The 20570-nt window shown below is 71.2% G+C and carries 19 protein-coding genes and 1 pseudogene; 8 read left to right on the top strand and 12 right to left on the bottom strand.

The genetic code is table 11. The annotated features are described in order from the left end of the window. Positions 1-93: 93 nt before the first annotated feature. Positions 94-2706, bottom strand: coding sequence for an aminopeptidase N (gene pepN / locus IF17_RS0108405; protein ID WP_030563734.1), 2613 nt, complete (start codon positions 2704-2706; stop codon positions 94-96). Positions 2707-2874: 168 nt separating this feature from the next. On the opposite strand from pepN, the gene IF17_RS0108400 reads away from it, so the two are divergent. The 4 genes from IF17_RS0108400 to IF17_RS0108385 all read left to right on the top strand — a co-directional run bounded on the left by IF17_RS0108400 (position 2875) and on the right by IF17_RS0108385 (position 6997). Next, positions 2875-3522, top strand: coding sequence for a mycothiol-dependent nitroreductase Rv2466c family protein (locus tag IF17_RS0108400; RefSeq protein WP_030563732.1), 648 nt, complete (start codon positions 2875-2877; stop codon positions 3520-3522). Between the two features lie 112 nt (positions 3523-3634). After that, positions 3635-3982, top strand: coding sequence for a VOC family protein (locus IF17_RS0108395; protein WP_030563730.1), 348 nt, complete (start codon positions 3635-3637; stop codon positions 3980-3982). A gap of 83 nt (positions 3983-4065) precedes the next feature. Next, positions 4066-5466 (top strand): MFS transporter, encoded by a 1401-nt coding sequence (locus IF17_RS0108390; RefSeq protein ID WP_244890441.1) that lies wholly within the window; start codon positions 4066-4068, stop codon positions 5464-5466. Continuing rightward, positions 5456-6997 carry a pyridoxal phosphate-dependent decarboxylase family protein gene (locus tag IF17_RS0108385; RefSeq protein WP_030563725.1) on the top strand — a complete coding sequence of 514 codons (1542 nt, stop codon included), beginning with the start codon at positions 5456-5458 and terminating at the stop codon, positions 6995-6997. Before IF17_RS0108390 ends, IF17_RS0108385 begins: the two co-directional genes overlap by 11 nt. Here the strand turns inward: IF17_RS0108385 and IF17_RS0108380 are convergent, their stop codons facing one another. From IF17_RS0108380 to IF17_RS0108360, 5 genes and pseudogenes are all read right to left on the bottom strand, one after another. Then, positions 6998-7405: a hypothetical protein gene (locus tag IF17_RS0108380; protein WP_030563723.1), complete on the bottom strand. Its 408-nt coding sequence runs from the start codon at positions 7403-7405 to the stop codon at positions 6998-7000. A gap of 21 nt (positions 7406-7426) precedes the next feature. After that, a pseudogene (locus IF17_RS0108375) lies at positions 7427-7783 on the bottom strand (ATP-grasp peptide maturase system methyltransferase); the annotation flags it as partial. Further along, positions 7735-8439: an MvdC/MvdD family ATP grasp protein gene (locus tag IF17_RS1000000139640; protein ID WP_244890446.1), complete on the bottom strand. Its 705-nt coding sequence runs from the start codon at positions 8437-8439 to the stop codon at positions 7735-7737. The gene IF17_RS1000000139640 and the pseudogene IF17_RS0108375, both read right to left, overlap by 49 nt. A 79-nt stretch (positions 8440-8518) precedes the next feature. Continuing rightward, positions 8519-9175 carry a CatB-related O-acetyltransferase gene (locus IF17_RS0108365; protein ID WP_030563719.1) on the bottom strand — a complete coding sequence of 219 codons (657 nt, stop codon included), beginning with the start codon at positions 9173-9175 and terminating at the stop codon, positions 8519-8521. 85 nt (positions 9176-9260) lie between these two features. Further along, positions 9261-10832, bottom strand: a complete 1572-nt coding sequence (locus IF17_RS0108360) for an MFS transporter (RefSeq protein WP_078615838.1) — start codon at positions 10830-10832, stop codon at positions 9261-9263. 104 nt (positions 10833-10936) lie between these two features. Between IF17_RS0108360 and IF17_RS0108355 the strand changes: the two genes are divergently transcribed. Beyond that, positions 10937-11857, top strand: a complete 921-nt coding sequence (locus IF17_RS0108355) for a helix-turn-helix transcriptional regulator (protein ID WP_030563715.1) — start codon at positions 10937-10939, stop codon at positions 11855-11857. A gap of 2 nt (positions 11858-11859) precedes the next feature. Here the strand turns inward: IF17_RS0108355 and IF17_RS0108350 are convergent, their stop codons facing one another. From IF17_RS0108350 to IF17_RS0108335, 4 genes are all read right to left on the bottom strand, one after another. Beyond that, positions 11860-12624, bottom strand: a complete 765-nt coding sequence (locus IF17_RS0108350) for a DUF2071 domain-containing protein (RefSeq protein ID WP_032771802.1) — start codon at positions 12622-12624, stop codon at positions 11860-11862. Further along, the gene (locus tag IF17_RS0108345; protein ID WP_030563711.1) at positions 12621-12965 is read right to left on the bottom strand and encodes a metalloregulator ArsR/SmtB family transcription factor; all 345 of its coding nucleotides are present in this window, start codon (positions 12963-12965) and stop codon (positions 12621-12623) included. The genes IF17_RS0108350 and IF17_RS0108345 overlap by 4 nt, the downstream gene beginning before the upstream one ends. A gap of 172 nt (positions 12966-13137) precedes the next feature. After that, positions 13138-13779, bottom strand: coding sequence for a superoxide dismutase (locus IF17_RS0108340; RefSeq protein ID WP_018511460.1), 642 nt, complete (start codon positions 13777-13779; stop codon positions 13138-13140). Positions 13780-13923: 144 nt separating this feature from the next. Then, entirely contained in the window at positions 13924-14382 is a 459-nt protein-coding gene (locus IF17_RS0108335) for a hypothetical protein (RefSeq protein WP_051883933.1), read from the bottom strand. A 127-nt stretch (positions 14383-14509) separates the two neighbouring features. On the opposite strand from IF17_RS0108335, the gene tkt reads away from it, so the two are divergent. Continuing rightward, on the top strand, positions 14510-16744 hold the full coding sequence (tkt, locus tag IF17_RS0108330; RefSeq protein WP_030563707.1) for a transketolase: 2235 nt from the start codon (positions 14510-14512) through the stop codon (positions 16742-16744). 51 nt (positions 16745-16795) lie between these two features. Further along, positions 16796-17473 carry a Dps family protein gene (locus IF17_RS0108325; protein WP_030563705.1) on the top strand — a complete coding sequence of 226 codons (678 nt, stop codon included), beginning with the start codon at positions 16796-16798 and terminating at the stop codon, positions 17471-17473. Positions 17474-17488: 15 nt separating this feature from the next. On the opposite strand, the gene IF17_RS0108320 is transcribed toward IF17_RS0108325, so the two are convergent. Both IF17_RS0108320 and tnpA read right to left on the bottom strand, forming a co-directional pair. Further along, positions 17489-18553 (bottom strand): glycerophosphodiester phosphodiesterase family protein, encoded by a 1065-nt coding sequence (locus IF17_RS0108320; protein WP_030563703.1) that lies wholly within the window; start codon positions 18551-18553, stop codon positions 17489-17491. A 312-nt stretch (positions 18554-18865) separates the two neighbouring features. Next, positions 18866-19294, bottom strand: coding sequence for an IS200/IS605 family transposase (gene tnpA / locus IF17_RS0108315; RefSeq protein WP_076966166.1), 429 nt, complete (start codon positions 19292-19294; stop codon positions 18866-18868). A 50-nt stretch (positions 19295-19344) separates the two neighbouring features. Here tnpA and IF17_RS0108310 point away from each other — a divergent pair, with 50 nt between their 5' ends. Beyond that, positions 19345-20559 carry an RNA-guided endonuclease InsQ/TnpB family protein gene (locus IF17_RS0108310; RefSeq protein WP_030563699.1) on the top strand — a complete coding sequence of 405 codons (1215 nt, stop codon included), beginning with the start codon at positions 19345-19347 and terminating at the stop codon, positions 20557-20559. Positions 20560-20570 lie beyond the last annotated feature (11 nt).

Below are 20570 nucleotides of genomic sequence, written 5' to 3'. Positions count from 1 at the left end.
AATGGGGAGGGGGCGCGTGGGGCAGGTGTACGAGCGCTGCTTTCACGCCGCGCACACACCTGCCCCACGCGCCCCCTGGGACACCCTGTCCGTCTACGCCTGCGCGTCGCACTCCTGGCCGCGCAGCACCCGCGCCAGGTCGTCCCGGGCCTCAAGGACCAGCCGACGCAGTGCCGGCGCGGCCTCCGCGTGCCCGGTCAGCCAGGCGTCGGTCGCCGCGAGGGTCTCCGGGCTGTCCTGGAGAGCCGGGAAGAGCCCCTTCACCACGTGCATGCCGATCTGGATGGACCGCTCCGCCCACACCCGCTCGATCACCTCGAAGTAGCGGCTCGCGTACGGGGCCAGCAGCTCCCGCTGCGAGGGCTGCTCGAAGCCCGCGATCGTCGCCTCGACCAGGGCGTTGGACAGCTTGTCCGACTCCACGACCGCCGCCCACGCCTGCGCCTTGACCGCCTCCGAGGGGCGCGAGGCCAGGCACCGTACGTGGTGGCGCTTGCCGGACGCCGTGTCGTCGCGGGCCAGTTCGGCGTCGATCGCCGCCTCGTTCGCCACCCCGTGCGAGGCGAGCGGCGAGAGGAAGGCCCAGCGCAGCTCCTGGTCGACCTCCAGCCCGTCGATGCGGGCCGTGCCGTCCAGCAGCCCGCCCAGCAGCTGGAAGTCCGGCTCGGAGCCCGCGACGGCCGCGAAGAACCGGGCCCACGTCAGCTGGTGCTGGCTGCCCGGCTCGGCTCCCCGCAGCTCGCGCAGCGCGCCTTCGGCCAGCGCCCGGCCGCCCTCCTCGCGCCAGGCGGGGGCGGCGTAGTTCACCAGCGCCGACTGCGCCCAGGCGTGCAGCATCTGGAGGACGCCGATGTCGCTCTCCCGCCCGGCGTGCGCCAGCACCAGCGCGACGAAGTCGCGGGCGGGCAGCAGGGCGTCCCGGGTGAGGTTCCACAGCGCCGACCAGCACAGGGCGCGGGCCAGCGGGTCGGTGATGGAGCCCAGGTGGTCGCGGAGGGTGGCGAGCGACCCCTCGTCGAAGCGGACCTTGCAGTACGTGAGGTCGTCGTCGTTGACCAGGATCAGGTCGGGCCGCTCGGAACCTGCCAGCTCCTTGACCACCGTGCGCTCCCCGGCCACGTCCACCTCGGCCCGGGCGTACCGCGTCAGCTCACCCTCCGGCGTACGCCGGTAGAGGCCGACGGCGACCCGGTGCGGGCGCAGTTCCGGATGGGAGGCGGCGGCCTCCTGTACGACGACGATTTCCGTCAGCTTCCCGGCCTCGTCGTACGACGCGACGGGCGTCAGCACGTTGACGCCGGCGGTCTGGAGCCACGAGCGCGACCAGGCGGTCATGTCACGGCCTGAGGTCTCCGCAAGCACCGAAAGAAGGTCACCGAGACGCGTGTTGCCGTACGCGTGACTCTTGAAGTAGCGCCGCGCGCCCTCAAGGAAGGCGTCGCGTCCCACGTATGCCACGAGCTGCTTCAGTACGGAGGCGCCCTTGGCGTACGTGATGCCGTCGAAGTTCAGCTTGGCGTCCTCCAGGTCACGGATGTCGGCCGTGATGGGGTGCGTGGAGGGCAGCTGGTCGGCGCGGTAGGCCCACGCCTTGCGGTTGTTGGCGAAGGTGATCCAGCCGTTGGTGAAGCGGGTCGCCTCCACCATCGAGAAGGAGCCCATGAAGTCCGCGAAGGACTCCTTCAGCCACAGGTCGTCCCACCACTTCATGGTGACGAGGTCGCCGAACCACATGTGCGCCATCTCGTGCAGGATGACGTTGGCGCGCCGCTCGTAGGCCGCCGAGGTGACCTTGCCGCGGAAGATGTACTCCTCGCGGAAGGTGACCATGCCCGGGTTCTCCATCGCCCCGAGGTTGTACTCCGGCACGAAGGCCTGGTCGTACTTCCCGAAGGGGTACGGGTAGTCGAAGTTGTCGTGGAAGAAGTCCAGGCCCTGCTTGGTCACCAGGAAGACGTCGTCCGCGTCGAAGTGCTTGGCGAGCCCCTTGCGGCACATCGCGCCGAGCGGGATCTCCAGGGTGGTGCCGTCCTCGAACGTACGGCTGTAGTGGTCGGTCACGTAGTGGTACGGACCGGCGACGACGGCCGTGATGTACGTGGAGATCGGCTTGGTCTCCGCGAACCGCCACACCCCGCCCTCGTGCGACTCCTCGGCCCCGTTGGACCAGACCCGCCAGCCGTCGGGGGCGGTCACCTGGAAGCGGTAGGGGGCCTTCAGGTCCGGCTGTTCGAAGTTGGCGAAGACCCGGCGGGCGTCGGCCGGCTCGTACTGCGTGTAGAGGTAGACCTCGCCGTCCTCCGGGTCGACGAAGCGGTGCATGCCCTCGCCGGTCCTGCTGTACGCGCAGCGGGCGTCGACCACGAGGACGTTCTCGCCCTCCAGGAGCCCGTCCAGGGCCACCCGGACCCCGTCGAAGACAGCGGAGGGGTCGAGGGCCTTCCCGTTCAGCGTCACGGCGTCCACACCCGGCGCCACCAGGTCGGCGAAGGTCGAGGCGCCGGCCCGGGCGGAGCGGAACCGGATCGTGGTGAGCGAGCGGAACGTACGCGGACCGGAGTCACCCTCGCCCCCGCCGTCGCCCCCGTCGGCCCCCTCGGGCCCGTCGACGGCGGAACGCAGGTCGAGCTCGACCTCGTAACCGTCGACGGTCAGCAGCTCGGCCCTCTTCTGGGCCTCGTCGCGGGACAGGTTTTCACCGGGCACGGGCACTCCTTCGTGACGCGCGTCATGTGTCGTGTTCGAACCCATTGATCCTTGCACGCGTCCCCGGCGGCCGGTATCCGGTCAGGCCGTAGTGGCCGGTACGGGAATGGGAGGCCCTCCGGTGGCGTTGCCGCCCACAGGAGCAACAGGCCTTATCCGAGGAGAGAGATGTCCCAGAACACCCCCGCGAACGGCAAGACCCCGGCCGACTTCTGGTTCGACCCGCTCTGCCCGTGGGCCTGGATGACCTCCCGCTGGATCCTGGAGGTCGAGAAGGTCCGCGACATCGAGGTCCGCTGGCACGTGATGAGCCTCGCCGTCCTGAACGAGGACAAGCTGGACGACGTACCCGAGGAGTACCGCGACAAGCTGGTGAAGGCGTGGGGCCCGGTCCGGGTCGTCATCGCCGCCCAGCAGCTCCACGGCGACGAGGTCGTCGGCCCCCTGTACACCGCCCTCGGCACCCGCTTCCACAACAACGGCGAGGGCCCCACCCGCGAGGCCATCGCCGGTGCCCTGAAGGACGTCGGCCTGCCCGAGGACCTGCTGGAGTACGCCGACAAGGACACGTACGACACCGAGCTGCGCGCCTCCCACCAGGAGGGCATCGACAAGGTCGGCCAGGAGGTCGGCACCCCGGTCATCGCCGTGCCCGGCGCCGACGGTGAGCAGGTCGCCTTCTTCGGCCCCGTCGTCACCCCCGCCCCCAAGGGCGAGGACGCGGCGAAGCTCTGGGACGGCACGCTGCTGGTCGCCTCCATCCCGGGCTTCTACGAGATCAAGCGGACCCGCACGCAGGGCCCGATCTTCGACTGACCGGGCCTTCCGCTGACCGGGCTTTCCGCTGACTGGGCCTTCCGCCTGGTCGGGCCGGGAGCACGCGCGTGCTCCCGGCCCGTTGTCAGTGGCGGATCGTACGGTGAGGACCGTGCGAATCTCACCGGAGATGATCACGATCGACTGTCCCGACCCGCAGACGCTCGCCGCCTGGTGGGCCACGGCGCTGGGAGTGGAGGGCACGCGGGACTACGGCGAGTTCGTCATCGTCCCCGCCACGCCGCTGTTCCTCGGCTTCCAGCGGGTGCCCGAGCCCAAGTCCGTCAAGAACCGGGTGCACGTCGACTTCGCGTCGCCCGACCGCCCGGCGGACGTGGAGCGCCTGGTGGGGCTGGGGGCGACGGTGATCGGCGAGCACTCCATGCACGGCCTGGTCTGGAACGTCCTGCAGGACCCGCAGGGCAACGAGTTCTGCGTGGCGGACGAGGGCACGCAATGAGCCGACGAGGGCACGCGGTGAGCTGAGAGGGCTCCGGCCCCACCCCTTGCCCTTCGCTCGAACTCTCGTTCATGATCTGCCCCATGCCGACCGAGAGCCGCCACGACAGCGGTACGGAGCAGGGCCCGGGGAGTCCCGGGATTCCGGGCCCGCTCCTCCTCCCGCGCCGGGTGCGGATCGGGTACGGCCTCGGCTCGCTCTGCACCGGGACCTTCGCCACCGTCCCCGGCCTGATCCTGCTGTACTACCTGACCAACGTGCTCGCCGTCTCCCCGGCCCTCGCCGGGGCGGCGGTCTTCCTGCCCAAGGCCTGGGATGTCCTGATCAACCCGCTCGTCGGCGCGCTCTCCGACCGCAGCCGGCTGCGCGGCGGCCCGCGCCGGCCGTTCCTCCTCATCGGCGCCTGCACCCTGCCGCCGCTCTTCGCGCTGATTTTCGCCGCGCCCCCGCTGCGCGGCATGGCCGCCGCCGCGTACGTCGCCGCCCTCTTCCTGCTCGCCGCGACCGCCTACGCGGTCTTCCAGGTCCCGTACGTCACGATGCCCGCCGAGATCACCGACGACCCGGCCGAGCGCCGCCGGGTGCTGAGCTGGCGGGTGGGCTTCCTCGGCGCCGCGATCCTGCTCTCCGGCGCGCTGGCCCCGGCGATCGCCCATGCGGACGGCGGCACCCCCGCGAGCTACCGCCTCATGGGCATAGCCGTCGCCGTCCTGCTCGCGGTGGGCATGTTCGGCGCCTGGTTCACCACCCGGTGGGCCCCCGCAGTGGCCCGCTCCACCGCCGAACCCTCCCTCCGCGCCCAACTGGCCGTGGCCCGCACGAACCGGCCGTTCCTCTTCCTGGCCGGCATGTGGTTCCTCCAGGCGCTGGCGGTGGGCGTGATGCTGGCGGGGGTCCAGTACTTCGCCACGTACACCCTCGGCTCACCGGGCGCCGTCACCCCGCTCTTCGCCTGCCTGATCGGCCCGTTGGTCCTGGTCATGCCGGTGTGGACGAGGCTGGCCCGGCTGCGCGGCGCGAAGTACGCGCAGGGCTGCGCCACCGTGCTGTACGTCGCCGGGGCGGCGGCCCTCGCCTTCACCGGCCAGGTCGGCAACGCCTTCGGATACGCCGCCGTCGCGGTCATCGGCATCGCCTACGCGGGCCTCCAACTCCTCCCGCTCACCCTGCTCGCGGACACGCTGGCCGCCGACACCGCCCGTACGGGCAAGCGGCGCGCGGCCACGTTCACCGGCCTGTGGACGGCGGCCGAGACGCTGGCGTTCGCGCTGGGGGCGGGCGTCTTCGCGCTCGTCCTCACGGTGACCGGTTTCCGCTCCTCGGACGCCGACCACGAGGTCGCCCAGCCGGCCGCCGCGCTGACCGGCATCACGGCGGGTATGAGCCTGCTGCCCGCACTCCTCGCCGCCGCGAGCCTGTGGCTGCTCCACCACTACCGCGAGGACCCCGTCGACGCCCCGGAGGACGCCACCTGTGCAGCCTGACCCCGCAGCAAGCGCCCAAGAGACCCCCGCGCTCCCCGCAGGCCGCCCGGCGGCAGAGATCCTCACCGAACTCAAGGCGCTGCGCACCGCCGACGCCCCCACGCGGGGCGGCCGGACCTTCGCCTACGTCTACGACCCCGGGCGCGAGGGCCTGGACGAGCTGGCCACCGAGGCCTACGCCGCGTACGCCACCGTCAACGGCCTCGACCCCACGGTCTTCCCGAGCGTGGCGCGCTTGGAGAACGACCTGGTGGGAGCGGCGGCGGCGCTCCTCGGCGGGTCACCGCAGACGCAGGGCACCTTCACCAGCGGCGGCACCGAATCGATCCTGCTGGCGGTCAAGACGGCGAGGGACCACGCCCGTTCGACCCGTGGCGTGACCGACCCCCAACTGGTGCTCCCGTCCACCGCGCACGCCGCGTTCCACAAGGCGGCCGCCTACCTGGGCCTGGAACCGGTGGTGGTCCCGGTGGACCCGGTGACGTACAAGGCCAACCCCACCGCGATGGCCGCCGCGATCACTCCCCGTACCGCCCTGGTGGTCGCCTCGGCCCCCTCGTACGCGCACGGGGTCATCGACCCGGTGGCGAGGATCGCGGAGGCGGCGGCGGAGCACGAGGTGCTGTGCCATGTGGACGCGTGCATCGGCGGCTGGCTGCTCCCGTACCTTCGCAAGGCGGGCCGCACGGTGGAACCCTTCGACCTCTCCCTCCCCGGCGTGACGTCCCTCTCGGTCGACCTGCACAAGTACGGCTACGCGGACAAGGGCGCCTCCGTGGTCCTCTACCGGGACGCCGAACTCCGCCGCCACCAGTACTTCGCCCACGCGGGCTGGCCGGGCTACCCGGTGGTCAACCCGACGGTCCAGGGCACCAAGTCGGCGGGCCTGCTGGCCCAGGCGTGGGCGGTGCTCCAGCACATAGGCGAGGACGGCTACACGACCTTGGCCGCAAGGGTGGCGGAAGCCTCCGACCACCTCCTCGAGGGCCTCCGGGCCACCCCGGACCTCCACATCCTCGGCGAACCGGAGGCGGGCCTGGTCGCGTTCACGGTCCTCACCTCCGCCACACCCGACCGGCCCTCCGGCACGCCCGACCTGAGCCTCCTCCTGCACCTGGCCGACGAGATGCGCGTACGCGGCTGGTACCTCCAGCCCCAGCTCTCCTTCGACGGCCTCCCGCCCAACCTCCACCTCACCCTGACCCCCGCCACGGTCGACCGCGTGGACGCCCTCCTCACCGACCTCCCGGAAGCCCTGACCTCGGCCCGATCCCTGCCCCCGACCACCGCCGACCCAGCCCTCACGGACCTGGCGGCGACCCTGGACCCCGACACCCTCACCCCGGAGGACGTGGCGGGCATCCTGGCCTTCGCGGGCCTGGGGGAGGGGCCGGACGGGTCGGGTGAGCCGGGCGGGCTTCCGGAGCGGATGGCTCCGGTCCTCTTCCTGCTGGACACCCTGCCGGTCCGGCTGAAGGAACGGCTGCTGACGGAGTTCGTGGGGTCGGTGTTCCAGCGGCGCACGCCCTGATCAGGGCTCGTCGATGCCGTTGGGCGACGTGATCAGGTCCCCGAGGGGGTCGGTCACGAAGAAGGAGTGCGGGCCGGGGTGGTGGTCGAAGTACGCGCATGAGGTGACCGTGTGGGTGGCCAGGCCGCGGAGGCGGGCGGGGCACAGGGGCAGGATGTCGAGCCGGTAGAGGCGGTGGGCGCCGGTGCCGGCATAGAGCAGCCACAGGTCCTGGTCCACGTCCGGGGTCCGGGCTGCCCAGAGGTACGCGGCGTGCTCCACCGACTCGTCGTGCTCGCCCAGTTCGCAGAGCAGGAACTCGTCCGGGGCGAGTACATCGGGCGGGTGCTCGGGCCCTCCCTCCAGGGTGGCGAGCGCGAGGAGCGCCTCGGCGTACGGAACGGGTGCCACGGCGGTGCACTGCAACACGGTCTCGGGTTATCTTCCTTACGGCATCGGGGCAGCACGAAGCCACGGGATCGCGGTCTCGACCCGGTCCCACAGCCGTACGGGACCACGCTGCACGACCGTCCACCCGCCACCCGGCCCGGGCGCCGTCCGCGCCTGGGAGCCGGTCGAGACGTCCCAGAGGATCTGTTCAGGCCCCGACCCCATACGTTCCGCCGCCGGCGCCGCGAGCTGGGCCACCCAACCACCTGTCCACGTCCCGATCACCGCAGGGTCGATCAGGCTGGGCCGTTCCTCGCCGGGCAACAGGGCCAGGGGCGGACGGGGTGGCCGGTCGTGCGGGCGGGCGATCATGAAGCTGGTGTACCCGGGCAGGAACCGTCCGGTCGCGGTTCCTGGCCGTAACCCGTGACGGGGCCTGGTACTTCCTTGAGTGCAACCCCAACGGGCAGTGGGCATGGCAGCCGCCCGGCATCACCGACGCGGTCGCCCATGCTCTCGCCGATCAGCTGGAGAAAGGCTCGGAACCGTGAGCACATCCGCTCAACTGCGCGCCGCCCTCGCCGACGTACTGGCCGAGGGGCGAAGTCGAACGCCCCGTACACCAGACGGAAGTGGGTGAGGTAGGCGATGACGGAGACCCGCACCGCTTCGGGCACCTCCATCGGCCCGCACCGCATGAGGTTCTGGCGACGCCGCCAGTCGAGATCGGGGCTGTCGACCCGGGCCCCGAACAACCGATGACCGACGGCGGTCACCCGCACATCGAACGCCTTGTCCACCCGGGTCTGGAAGAGGTGGGGGCAGACGTTGTCCTTCTCGGGGATACCGCTGAGGTACGCCTCGGTGAGGACGTACGGCAGCCCGTCCACCCGGAACCGGATACTGCCGTCGGGGTAGGCGCTGACGCGGACCTTGCGGCCGTCGGGAAGCTCGATCGGCTCGGTGACGAAGTGAGAGGGGGCCGGCCAGCTCCACAGCGTATGGGTGCGTGAAGTGCGTGAGCAGGAGATCACGGACGCCGTGGCCGCGATCCTGAAGATCTCGCCCGGCAAGCAGGGAAGCAACTGCGGTAGGTCGACCCCTAGCGCCCCCGGACTCCTTCGCGGAGGCCGGGGGCGGGCGCTTCGCGTCTCAGTCCCGGGGAGCCGCCGCCTCCAGCTCCGCCACCGTGCCCGACATCACCGTACGGATATGGCGTGTCAGGTGCTCCGTCGGCCAGTCCCACCACGCCACCGCCAACAGGCGCGCGATGTCCGCCTCCTCGTACCGGGTGCGGATCAGGCCGGCCGGGTTGCCGCCGACGATGCCGTAGTCCGGGACGTCCGAGACGACCACGGACCGCGAGCTGATGATCGCGCCATGCCCGATGCGGACGCCCGGCATGATGACCGCCTCGTAGCCGATCCACACGTCGTTGCCGATCACCGTGTCGCCTCGGTTGGGCAGGCCCGTCAGCAGGTCGAAGTGGTCGGCCCAAGAGCCGCCGAGCGTCGGGAACGGGAACGTGGACGGGCCGTCCATACGGTGGTTGGCGCCGTTCATGATGAACCGTACCCCCGTCCCCAGCGCGCAGAACTTGCCGATGACCAGGCGTTCCGGGCCGTAGTGGTAGAGCACGTTCCGGGTCTCGAACTCCGTGGCGTACTCGGGGTCGTCGTAGTACGAGTACGCCCCCACCTCGATCAGCTCCGAGGTGACCAGCGGCTTCAACTGCACCACGCGCGGCTGCCCGGGCATCGGGTGCAGGACGCTGGGGTCGGCCGGGACGAGGGCGGGGCCGGGGCTCATGGAGCGCCTCCAGGCTCGGGGCGGGGGCGGGTGGACGAAGGTCATCGTGGCAGTCCGGCCGCATCCGTGCCGGGCATTTTTCGGCTCAGGGCATGGCGGCCTCCCTCTCGCCGCCCGACCCGGAGGCCTCCGCCCCGGCGGCCTCCGGGCGGTCGCCCTCGCCGCCCCGGCCGGCACCCCCCTCGTCCTCCAGGGACTTCGGAGACTTCGGAACCCGGCGCAGGGTGAGCAGGCCGAGGACGATGTGGAGGAGGGCGGCGGTGACGGCGACCACCCGGAGGCCGGTGACGAAGGCGTCCTGCGCCTGGTCGACCACCGCCTGCGCGAGGCCGGGGAGGGCGACCGTCTCGCCGAACGTACCGGCGAGGTCAGGGCCCTGGAGGCGGAAGACGAGGACGGACAGCGAGCCGAGCAGCGCGATGCCCAGAGCGTTGCCGAGCTCGTTGCTGGTCTCGGCGATCGCGGCCGCCGACCCGGCCCGTTCGGCCGGAACCGCGGCGACGGCCGTCTCGGCGACGAGGCTGAACGAGATGCCGTACCCGACCCCGGCGAGCACCGTGGACGCGATGTACCAGCCCACCCCGCCGGAGGACGCGACGGGCAGCAGCAGGAGCAGACCGGCGGCCACGAGGAGGTGGCACGTGACGAGCGCCGTCCGCTTGCCGATGCGCGCGACCAGCATCGGCGTCACGATGCACGTGACGGTGAGCAGCAGGGCCCCGGGGAGGGCGAGCAGCGCGGCGCGCAGGATGGGGATCCCCAGTACGGACTGGAGGTAGACCCCCGAGAGGTAGGCGGTCGCCGACCACGCGGCGAGCGGCAGCAGCCCGGTGATGATCGCGACGGTGAACACCCGGTCCCGGAACAGCCTGAAGTCGATCAGCGGATGCTCCAGCGTGAGCTGCCGCCGGACGAACCACACCAGCACCGCCAGGCCGGCCACCCCCACGGCCGCGACGGCCGTCGACCAGCCCTCCGCGGCCAGGTGCTTGACGGCGTAGATGGTCAGCAGGAGGCCGGCCACGGACTGCACGGTGCTCAGGACGTCTATGCGGCCCGTGCGCGAGGTCGCCACCTCGCGGAGCAGGAACGGGGCCAGGACGAGGAACAGCACGAGGACCGGGAGGTTGACCAGGAAGACCGAACCCCACCAGAAGTGGCTCAACAACTGCCCGCCGACCGCCGGCCCGATCGCGAACCCGGCGGCGAAGGCGGCGGCGAAGATGCCGATCGCCTGGGCCCGCTGCCTTGGGTCCGCGAACAGTTCGCCGAGCACCGCGAGCGCCGAGGGCAGCAGCGTCGCCCCCGCCAGGCCCATGAGCGCCCGGAAGGCGATGAGCGTGTCGGGGCTCGACGCGAACGCCGCTCCCAGCGAGGCGAGACCGAACAGGGCCACCCCGCTCATCAGCAGCTTCAGCCGGCCGTACCGGTCACCGATGCCGCCGAAGGTGATGAGCAGGGAGCCCACGACGAATCCGTAGATGTCCAGCGCCCACAACGCCTGGTCGGCGGTCGGCGCGAGGGCTTCGGTGACCTTCGGCATGGCCAGGAACAGCACCGAGCCGTCCATCGCGACCAGCAGAACCGGGCCGAGGATCACCGCCAGGCCGAGCCATGCCCGCGGACCGGGCTGGTGGATGTCAGTAGTTCGCTTCATGGACACGAGCTTGGGATTCGCCATGACGCGCAGCCATCCCCACGCCGTGGGTACACCTCGCAGGGATACCCAGGACCCCGCCGTGCCCTCCTACACTCGCAGCCATGGCCATGGAACTGGAGAGCCTCGGGACGTTCCTCAAGTCCCGCCGCGCCCGGGTCACACCGGAGGACATCGGACTGCGCACCTACGGCACCTCCCGCCGCGTCCCCGGGCTCCGGCGGGAGGAGCTGGCCCAGCTCGCCGGGGTGAGCGTCGGCTACTACACCCGGCTGGAGCAGGGCCAGGCCGGGGCCGCCTCCCGGCAGGTCCTCGACGCACTCGCCCGCATCCTCACCCTCGACCCCGCGGAGAGCGCCCACCTGCACAACCTGGCGCTCCGGCGGGCGGAACCGCGCATGGTCCGCCACCAGCGCCAGCGGCTGCATCCCCGGGTGCTCGCGCTTCTGGAGTCCCTGGGCCGCAACACCCCGGCCGTCGTCCTCGGCCGCCGGGGAGATGTGCTGGCGTGGAACCGCACCGGGCACGCCCTCACCGCCGAACACGTCGACTTCGACGCGCCGCAGGACCCGGCGCGACGGCCGTCCGTCCCGCGGATGTTCTTCCTCGACTCCCACACCCGTGCCCTGCACGAGAACTGGGACGAACTCGCCCGGATCCATGTGGCCTACCTGCGGTTCACCGCGGGGCGGTACCCCACCGATCGCCGGCTGGCCGAGCTCATCGGTGCACTCGTCATGCGCAGCGACGACTTCGCCAGGCTGTGGGCCACCGGCGATGTCGCCGACTGCACCGTGGGCACCATGCGGATGCGCCACCCGACCGTCGGCAGGGTCAGCGTCGACTACCAGGTCTGGCTCCAGCCCGACATCCCCGACCACCGGCTGGAGATCTACACTGCCAACGACCAACCCTCCGCCGACGCACTGCGCCTGCTCGCCGACGGCCAGGGCTCGGACCGGCCCGACGGGCAGCGCTCAGGCGGGCACCTCCCCGAGGCCGTCCCCTCAGCCCCACCCCGGTGACTTCAGCCGCACCCCGGTGACCCGGGCGGCGAAGCGTCGCGCGCCCCCACCCGGAACGGCGCCCCCTGCGACCAGTCGGCCGCCACGCCCCGCATCACCAGCGCGCTGTCCAGCACCGCACTGCCCGGCGGGAAGCGGTCCGGGTCCTCGAAGAACGAGGAGCGTACGGTACGGGGCCGGCCCGCCGTCACCTTATAGGCGTCCGTGGACAGTTCGAGGACGTCCAGGTGGGTGCCCCCGGCGTTGGGGGAGAGGCCCCGGCTGCCGAGGCGGAAGAACTCCGACGCCTCCGCCAGGTCCGTGAACAGCCCGCTCCCGCGCAGCTCCCCGGCCGGCTCCACCGTCGCGTCGACCTCCACCTCACCGTCCCGGGTCGCGAAGGCCACCCGTACGGCGTCGGCCTCCTCCCGCACCGTGAAGTCCGCCCGGCCGTGCTCACCCGGGTAGATCCGGCCGCCCGCGAAGGCGTTGAGACGGGAGGCGGTGTCGCGGCGCGGGATGTACACGCCGCACTCGACGCCGTCCGGGCCGTCCCACTCGACGGAGATCCGGTGTGCCGCGTTCTCGCTGGTCACCCCGGTCGCCGCTGGGGCCCAGCCCGGGCGGACGCCGCCGATCCGGAGCAGGCAGATCCCCGCCACCGCCTGGCCGCGCACCAGTTGGGGCCGCAGCGGCGCGGGCAGCAGGGCCGCCGCGACGGACGGGTCCACCCGGTAGTTCACCAGGAGGCGGCGTTCGATGGTGCTGGAGAGCCGGGGCCGGATCATGAGGCATCGCCTTCCGGGGCGGGGCGCCACTTCGTGTGGCGGAGCACGATCTGCTCGGGGCACACGGCGCTCAGGAAGCGCCCCACGCACATGGCGAGGCGCTCCTCGGCCAGCGAGTAGAGGATGCGGTTGGCGTCCCGGCGCTCGGTGACGAGCCCGGCTCCCTTGAGCACGCCCAGGTGGCGCGAGATGGACGGGGCGCTGATCGAGAACCGGCTCGCGATCTCCCCGGCGGCCAGCTCGCCCCCGCGCAGATCCTCCAGGATCTGGCGGCGGGTGGGGTCGGCGAGCGCGCGGAAGGCGCTCGCCTCGTCATCGGAGGCATCGGAGGGTGATTCCATGACTCCTGTTTAGCGTATGAGCTAAATACCTAATAATGCAGGTGAGGGCGGTCGGAGCATGGGAAAGCCCCCGCGAGTCACGTCCTCGCGAGGGCTTTCCGTTCATCCGCCTGCCGAAGTGAAGGTTGAGAAGACGATCACGAGGCAGGACGCATCAACCGCCGGAGCGGAGTCAGGGCGCGAGCAGCAGTACGTCCGTGCGCTCCTTGGCGGCCGCGTAACGCTTCGCCACGTCCTGCCAGTTGACGACCCGCCACATCGCCTCGATGAAGTCCACCTTCTGGTTCTTGTACTGAAGGTAGAAGGCGTGCTCCCAGGCGTCGAAGACCAGGATCGGGACCGAGCCCTGGCCCACGTTGCCCTGGTGGTCGTAGACCTGCTCGACGATGAGCTTGCCGCTGAGGGGCTCGTAAGCGAGCACGCCCCAGCCGGAGCCCTGGGTGGTGGCCGAGGCCTTCGTCAGCTGGGACTTGAAGCCCGCGAACGTGCCGAAGGACTCCGTGATCGCGTCGGCGAGGTCGCCCACGCCGTCCGCCGCGAGGGGCTCGCCGCCGCCGTCGCCGGTCATGTTGTGCCAGTAGATCGAGTGCAGGATGTGGCCGGAGAGGTGGAACGCGAGGTTCTTCTGGAGGCCGTTGATCGCGCCCCAGGCCTCCTTGTCGCGGGCTTCTTCCAGCTGCTCCAGGGTGTCGTTCGCACCCTTGACGTAGGCGGCGTGGTGCTTGTCGTGGTGCAGCTCGATGATCTGCGGATTGATGACCGGTTCGAGCGCCGCGTAGTCGTACGGGAGTTCCGGGAGCGTGTACGTGGCCATGATGCGAGCCCTCCGACTGCTGGGAATGCCGTCCAGTTGTTATTGCAACAGATATGCAGGAGCAGGCTAACAGCAGGAAGGTTCCGGAAGTGATCAGCCCTTCGGCCTAGGACCTGGGGCGCAGAGGGCCCGCGCGCCTCTGACTCAGTGGCTGGGGTCGCCGCCCTTCCGCTCCTGGGGGTCGACGCCCGTATGGGCGGACGCGTCCTTCTCGCCGCTGGGGCGCCGGGACTTGCCGCGCCGGCCGGTGTCCTGCATGTCGGAGTCCTTGCCGCGGTCCTCCCCGCGGCTCGTCGAGCTCTCCGTCGTGGTGCCTTCCAGGGAGGCGCGCTTCTCCTCCTCGGACGGCTTCCTGCGTGGCCTGTCCGGCTCGGGGGCGTACGTGTCCGGGTTGAAGGGGCGGTGCGCGCTGGGGTTGGGCTGCTGCGACGTCTCGTCGACGTCGGGGGCCCAGCCGTGCTGCCCCTCGCCCTTGAACCTGCTCGGCCCCTCGCCGTGCCGGGGCGGTTTCTTCGACGTGGCGGGCCTCTCGTTCTCGTCGGGTGTCCTATTACCCTCCCTTTTCTTGTTATAAAGGCGTTCTGTCTTCTTGCCTGCCCCCACCTTTCGCATGCGAGTGCCCATGTTTGGACGCCGTTTCCGGGGGGACCCGGCCAAGCAGCCGGGCGGCTCGGGGTCGGGGACCGCAGGTGCGCCGCTCGCCGCCCGCCCCACCGACCAGGAGGACTTGATGGCACCCCCCAACGCCCCCGAAGCGCCGGAGCGCCCGGACAGCGGCCGCGACCCGAAGCTGGCCCTGCCGGTCGCGGACGCGGCGGGCTGGGGCCCGCTCGACGTCCGCGCCGTCGACACCGTCCGGCTGCTCGCCGCCGACGCCGTGCAGAAGGCGGGCCACGGCCACCCCGGCACCGCGATGAGCCTGGCGCCCCTCGCGTACCTGCTCTTCCAGCAGGTCATGCGCCACGACCCGGCCGACGACCAGTGGCTCGGCCGCGACCGCTTCGTGCTCTCCTGCGGCCACTCCAGCCTCACCCTCTACATCCAGCTGTACCTGAGCGGTTACGGCATGGAGCTGGACGACCTGAAGGCGCTGCGAACCTGGGGCTCCAGCACCCCCGGCCACCCCGAGTACCGCCACACCCGGGGCGTCGAGATCACCACCGGGCCGCTCGGCCAGGGGCTCGCCTCCGCCGTCGGCATGGCCATGGCCGCCCGCCGCGAGCGCGGCCTCCTCGACCCCGACGCGCCGGCCGGCACCAGCCCCTTCGACCACCACGTGTACGTCGTCGCCTCCGACGGCGACCTGATGGAAGGCGTCACGTCCGAGGCCAGTTCGCTGGCCGGACACCAGGAGCTCGGCAACCTCGTCGTCTTCTACGACTCCAACCACATCTCCATCGAGGACGACACCGACATCGCCTTCAGCGAGGACGTGACCGCCCGCTACGCCGCGTACGGCTGGCACGTCCAGACGGTCGACTTCACCCGCACCGGCGACTACGTGGAGGACGTCGACGCCCTGCTCGCCGCCGTCGAGGCCGCGAAGAGCGAGACCGGCCGCCCGTCCCTGATCCTGCTGCGGACGATCATCGGCTGGCCCGCGCCCACCAAGCAGAACACCGGCAAGGCCCATGGTTCCGCCCTCGGCGACGACGAGGTCGCCGCCACCAAGAAGCTGCTCGGCTTCGACCCGGACGCCGACTTCACCGTCGAGGACGACGTACTGGAACACGCCCGTGCGGTACGGGAACGGGGCGCCGAGGCCCACCGCGCCTGGGAGCCCCGCTACCAGGAGTGGCGCACCGCCCACCCCGAGCGCGCCGCGCTCCTGGACCGGCTGCTGGAGCAGAAGTTCCCCGACGGCTGGACCGACAGCCTGCCCGTCTTCGACGCCGACCCCAAGGGCATCGCCACCCGCAAGGCCTCCGGCGACGTCCTGACCGCGCTGGCACCCGTGCTCCCCGAGCTGTGGGGCGGCTCGGCCGACCTCGCGGGCAGCAACAACACCACCATGGAGGGCGAGCCGTCCTTCGTGCCCGAGGGGAAGCAGACCGGTGAATTCCCCGGAAACCCCTACGGCCGCACGCTCCACTTCGGCATCCGCGAGCACGCCATGGGTGCCGTCCTCAACGGCATCGCGCTCCAGAGCCTCACCCGCCCCTACGGCGGTACGTTCCTGATCTTCAGCGACTACATGCGCCCGGCCGTCCGCCTCGCCGCCCTGATGAAGCTGCCGGTCACCTACGTCTGGACCCACGACTCCATCGGCCTCGGCGAGGACGGCCCCACCCACCAGCCGGTCGAACAGCTCGCCGCTCTCCGCGCGATCCCCGGCCTCGACGTCGTACGGCCCGCCGACGCCAACGAGACCTCCGTCTGCTGGCGCACCGTCCTGGAGCACCACGACCGCCCCGCCGGCCTCGCCCTCACCCGGCAGCCGTTGCCCGTCCTGGAGCGGGGCGAGGGCGAAGACGCCTACGCCCCCGCCTCCGGAGCGGCCCGGGGCGGCTACGTCCTCGCCGACAGCCGCAAGGAGACGCCCGACGTCATCCTCATCGGCACCGGGTCCGAGGTCCACATCGCCCTGGAGGCCCGCGAGTTGCTGGCCGCCGAGGGCCACGACGCGCGGGTGGTCTCGCTGCCCTGCCGCGAGTGGTTCGCCGACCAGCCGTACGCGTACCAGGACGAGGTCCTGCCGCCCGAGGTAAGGGCCAGGGTCAGCGTCGAGGCGGCCGTCGCCCAGGGCTGGCGGGACATCGTCGGCGACGCGGGCCGCATGGTCAGCCTGGAGCACTTCGGCGCCTCGGCTCCTTACGAGCGGCTGTACGAGGAGTTCGGCATCACCCCGCGCGCGGTGGCCGACGCCGCCCTGGCGAGCATCCGCGCGGCGGCGGGCCCCGTCCGGCCCGGCGGCGAGCGCCCCGGCGCCACCCCGACCGAAGGCGGCACCGCCGACGCCGGCTAGACCGCCATCCCCCCACTCACCCACCGGCACATCACCAGGAACAGGAGCCCCATGTCCCCCGCACGCACCCCCCGCTACACCGTCCCCGGCCTCGGCGTCGACGAGGGCCGCCAGGTCATCGACCTCCTGACGCTGCGCCTGCACGCGCTCAACGACCTCGCCCTGACGCTCAAGCACATCCACTGGAACGTGGTCGGGCCGCACTTCGTCGCCGTCCACGAGATGCTCGACCCGCAGACCGCCGCCGTACGGGAGATGGCCGACGCGGCCGCCGAGCGCATCTCGGCCCTCGGCGGCGAGCCGCAGGGCACCCCGGGCGTTCTGGTCAAGGAGCGCACCTGGGACGACTACAGCGTCGGCCGCGCCGACGCCATCGCCCACCTCGGCGCCCTGGACCTGGTCTACACGGGGATCATCGAGGACCACCGCGAGGCGGTCGAGAAGGCCGGCGAGATCGACCCCGTCACCGAGGACCTGCTCATCGAGCACCTGCGCGGCCTGGAGCAGTTCCAGTGGTTCGTCCGCGCCCACCTGGAGAGCAGCTCCGGCACCCTGTCGAACGCCGGCGCCGACACCGAGGAGGCGGCGGCCGAGGCCGCGTCACCGAAGCGCGCGGCCGCCAAGCGCACCCCGGCGAAGAAGACGGCGCTGCCCACCCCCGCCAAGAAGACGACGGCGGCGGCCAAGAAGACCGCCAAGAAGACGGCGAGCAAGCGCACCACGCGCTGAGAACCGGCTGCGGTGCTACCGCCGCAGCTCCTCCCGCGCCCGTACCGCGAGGTCCGGGAAGTCCGTCACCACGGCGTCCACGCCCTGCGCGTAGTGGAAGGCGTACTCGGCGAACGCGTCGCCGAAGTCGTTCGGCGCGGTACCCCGGCGGTGCGCGGCCGGGAGGTACTGGTTCTCGGCGCGGAAGGTGTACGCGCCGACCTTCAGGCCCGCCGCATGCGCGTCCGCGAGGAGCGTGTGCGGCGGGACGAGGGAGGACTTGTCGGGGCCGATCCACTGCGCGTACGAGGCGATCTCGCGCAACCCGGCCGGGCTCATCATGTCCTTATAGGTGACCGCGTGACCATAAGGGGAGCCGCTCGTCCCCAGCGCCTGCCAGAGGGGGAGGCCGAGGCGGGCGGCGGCGATCCGGTGCAGGCTGGACGGTTCGAAGGACTGGACGACGCACTCCCGGGCGGTCAGCCGGTTGCGGCGGACCACCCGGATCAGCTCCTCCTCCAGCGGCAGCCCGACCGAGCGGAAGTACGTCGGGTGCTTGGTCTCCGGGAAGACGGCGATCCGGCGGCCCGACTCCTTCGACAGCAGCCGGGCCAGGTCGATCACCTCCTGGAAGGTCATCACCCGCCCCCGCCCGTCGAAGACCGTGTTCCGGTTGCGGACCAGCGGCAGCCGCTCCACCGTGCGCAGCGTCCTCAGCTCGCGCAGCGTGAAATCCTCGGTGAACCAGCCGGTCACCGCCCTGCCGTCCACCGTCTTCGTGGTCCGGCGGTCCGCGAACTCCGGGCGCCCGGCCACATCCGTGGTCCCGCCGATCTCGTTCTCGTGCCGCACGACCAGGACATGGTCCTTCGTCGGTACGAGATCCGGCTCGATCCAGTCGGCCCCGGCCCGTACGGCGTAGGTGTACGCGTCGGCGGTGTGCTCGGGGCGCCAGCCCGCCGCCCCGCGATGGCCGATCACCAGGGGACCGGAGGGGCGGCGGCCCGGAGAAGCCGACGCGGGTGCCGACGCGACAGCCGGGACGGTGACGGCGGCCGCGGTGGCCAGGAGGACCGAACGGCGCCTCGGTGCACGGGACATGACAGCTCCTCGGGTGGCGGAGCCACCACGGAAGCGAGGGCGGATGACCTCCCGGCGTACGGCGGCCGTCCCTGCCGTGTCCGGTGGCCCACGTGTTCCCGGGCCGTGCCGAGAGCCCGTGAGCGCGCCGGGAAGCCGCCAGCACGTACCGGAACCGCGAACCTCGGTCCCGGCCCCCGAACCCCGGGCCCGGCATCGCCCGTGGCCATCCCTAATCTTGCGTGGGTATCCCCGGGTTCAGCTGGGGAGGGAAGCGCATTCTCGACACCGAGGGGCGAAGCGCCGGAGGTCTCCGCGCTTTCGTGTGGACGATCAAGCAGGGCGTTGCCGGCCCTCGATGTAGTGGCGGATGATGCTGAGCGGTGCTCCGCCACATGAGCCGGCGAAGTAGGAGCGGGACCAGAAGACGGAGCCCGCGCCGATGCGGTTGATTCGGTCGGTGTACTCGGCGCGCAGGTAGCGGGAGCTGACTCCTTTGAGCGAGTTGATCAGCTTCGACAGGGCGATCTTGGGCGGGTAGTGCACGAGAAGGTGGCCGTGGTCGGCCTCGCCGTTGAACTCCTGTAGCTCCGTCTCGAAGCTGGCGCAGACCTCGCGCATGATCTCTTCGCAGCGCTGGAGCATGGCGTCATCAAAGACACCCTTGCGGTATTTGGTGACGAACACCATATGGGCGTGCAGGCTATTGGTGACGTGACGACCGGTGCGAATATCGGAGTTTGGTTCCCAGCGCGGTGAAATACACCAACTGTATTAGGATCGAGGGAACTCGACCGAAGGAGGTGGGCTGAATGATCCGGGCGTACAAGTTCCTCATGCGGCCCACCGCTCGCCAGGAGCAGGCACTCGGCGAGATGTTGCGGGATCACTGCTCCCTCTACAACGGGGCTTTGCAGGAGCGGCGTGACGCTTACCGGCACGTCTCGAAGACCTCGGTCAAGTACGGCGTGCAGTCGGCGCAGCTCAAGGACATCCGGGCGTTCGACCCGGAGCGTCAGGGCCGCTGGTCGTTCTCCTCACAGCAGGCGACGTTGCGCCGTCTGGACAAGGCGATGCAAGCGTTCTTCCGCCGAGTCAAGTCCGGTGACACACCAGGCTATCCGCGCTTTCGCGGGGTGAACTGGTTTGGCACGGTGGAGTTTCCCAAGGACGGCGACGGCTGCCGCTGGGACTCCACCCCGCACGATCCCGTCACTCGCATCCGCCTCCAGGGCGTCGGGCACGTCAAGGTCAACCAGCACCGGTCGGTGGCTGGCAGGATCAAAACCGTCAGCGTCAAGCGCGAGGGCCGTAAGTGGTTCGTCGTACTGACCGCCGAGCAGGCCCGGCCCGAGCCGCTGCCGCCGACCGGCAGCGTGGTCGGGATCGATCTGGGCATCGTCGGCTTCCTTGCCGATTCCAACGGCGAGTTCATTACCAACCCGCGCTACGGTCGCCGCGCGGCCGCGAAGATCAAAGCTGCGCAGCAAGCCCTGTCCCGGTTTCCGCGCCGCAAGGCCAAGGACCGGACCGGCAACCACCGGCGCGCCGTGGAGAAGGTCGCTGCGCTGCACGGCAAGGTCCGGCGCCAGCGGCTCGACCACGCGCACAAGGCCGCGCTCGGCCTGGTCCGCATGCATGACTTCATCGCGCACGAAGACCTCAAGATCCGCAACATGGTCAAGGCCCCCGCACCCAAGCCCGACCTCGAGAACGCGGGCAGCTTCCTGCCCAACGGGTCCGCCGCGAAGGCTGGGCTCAACCGCAGTATTTCTGACGCCGGATGGGGGGTGTTCCTGACGATCCTGCATGCCAAGGCTGAGAGCGCCGGACGGGAAGTGATCGCCGTGGACCCCCGCAACACCTCCCGTACCTGCCCCGAATGTGGGCACGTCTCAGCGGAGAACCGGCCCACACAGGAGAAGTTCCACTGCCAGTCGTGCGGCCACACCGCGCACGCTGACACAGTCGGAGCACTCAACGTTCTACGGGCCGGGCTGGTCCGTCGCGGCGCCAACCCGGCGTAACGAGAAACTCC

The organism is Streptomyces cyaneofuscatus (assembly GCF_000718135.1).
Taxonomy (GTDB): Bacteria; Actinomycetota; Actinomycetes; order Streptomycetales; family Streptomycetaceae; genus Streptomyces; species Streptomyces cyaneofuscatus.
This window is presented reverse-complemented; position numbering and strand designations above follow the sequence as displayed.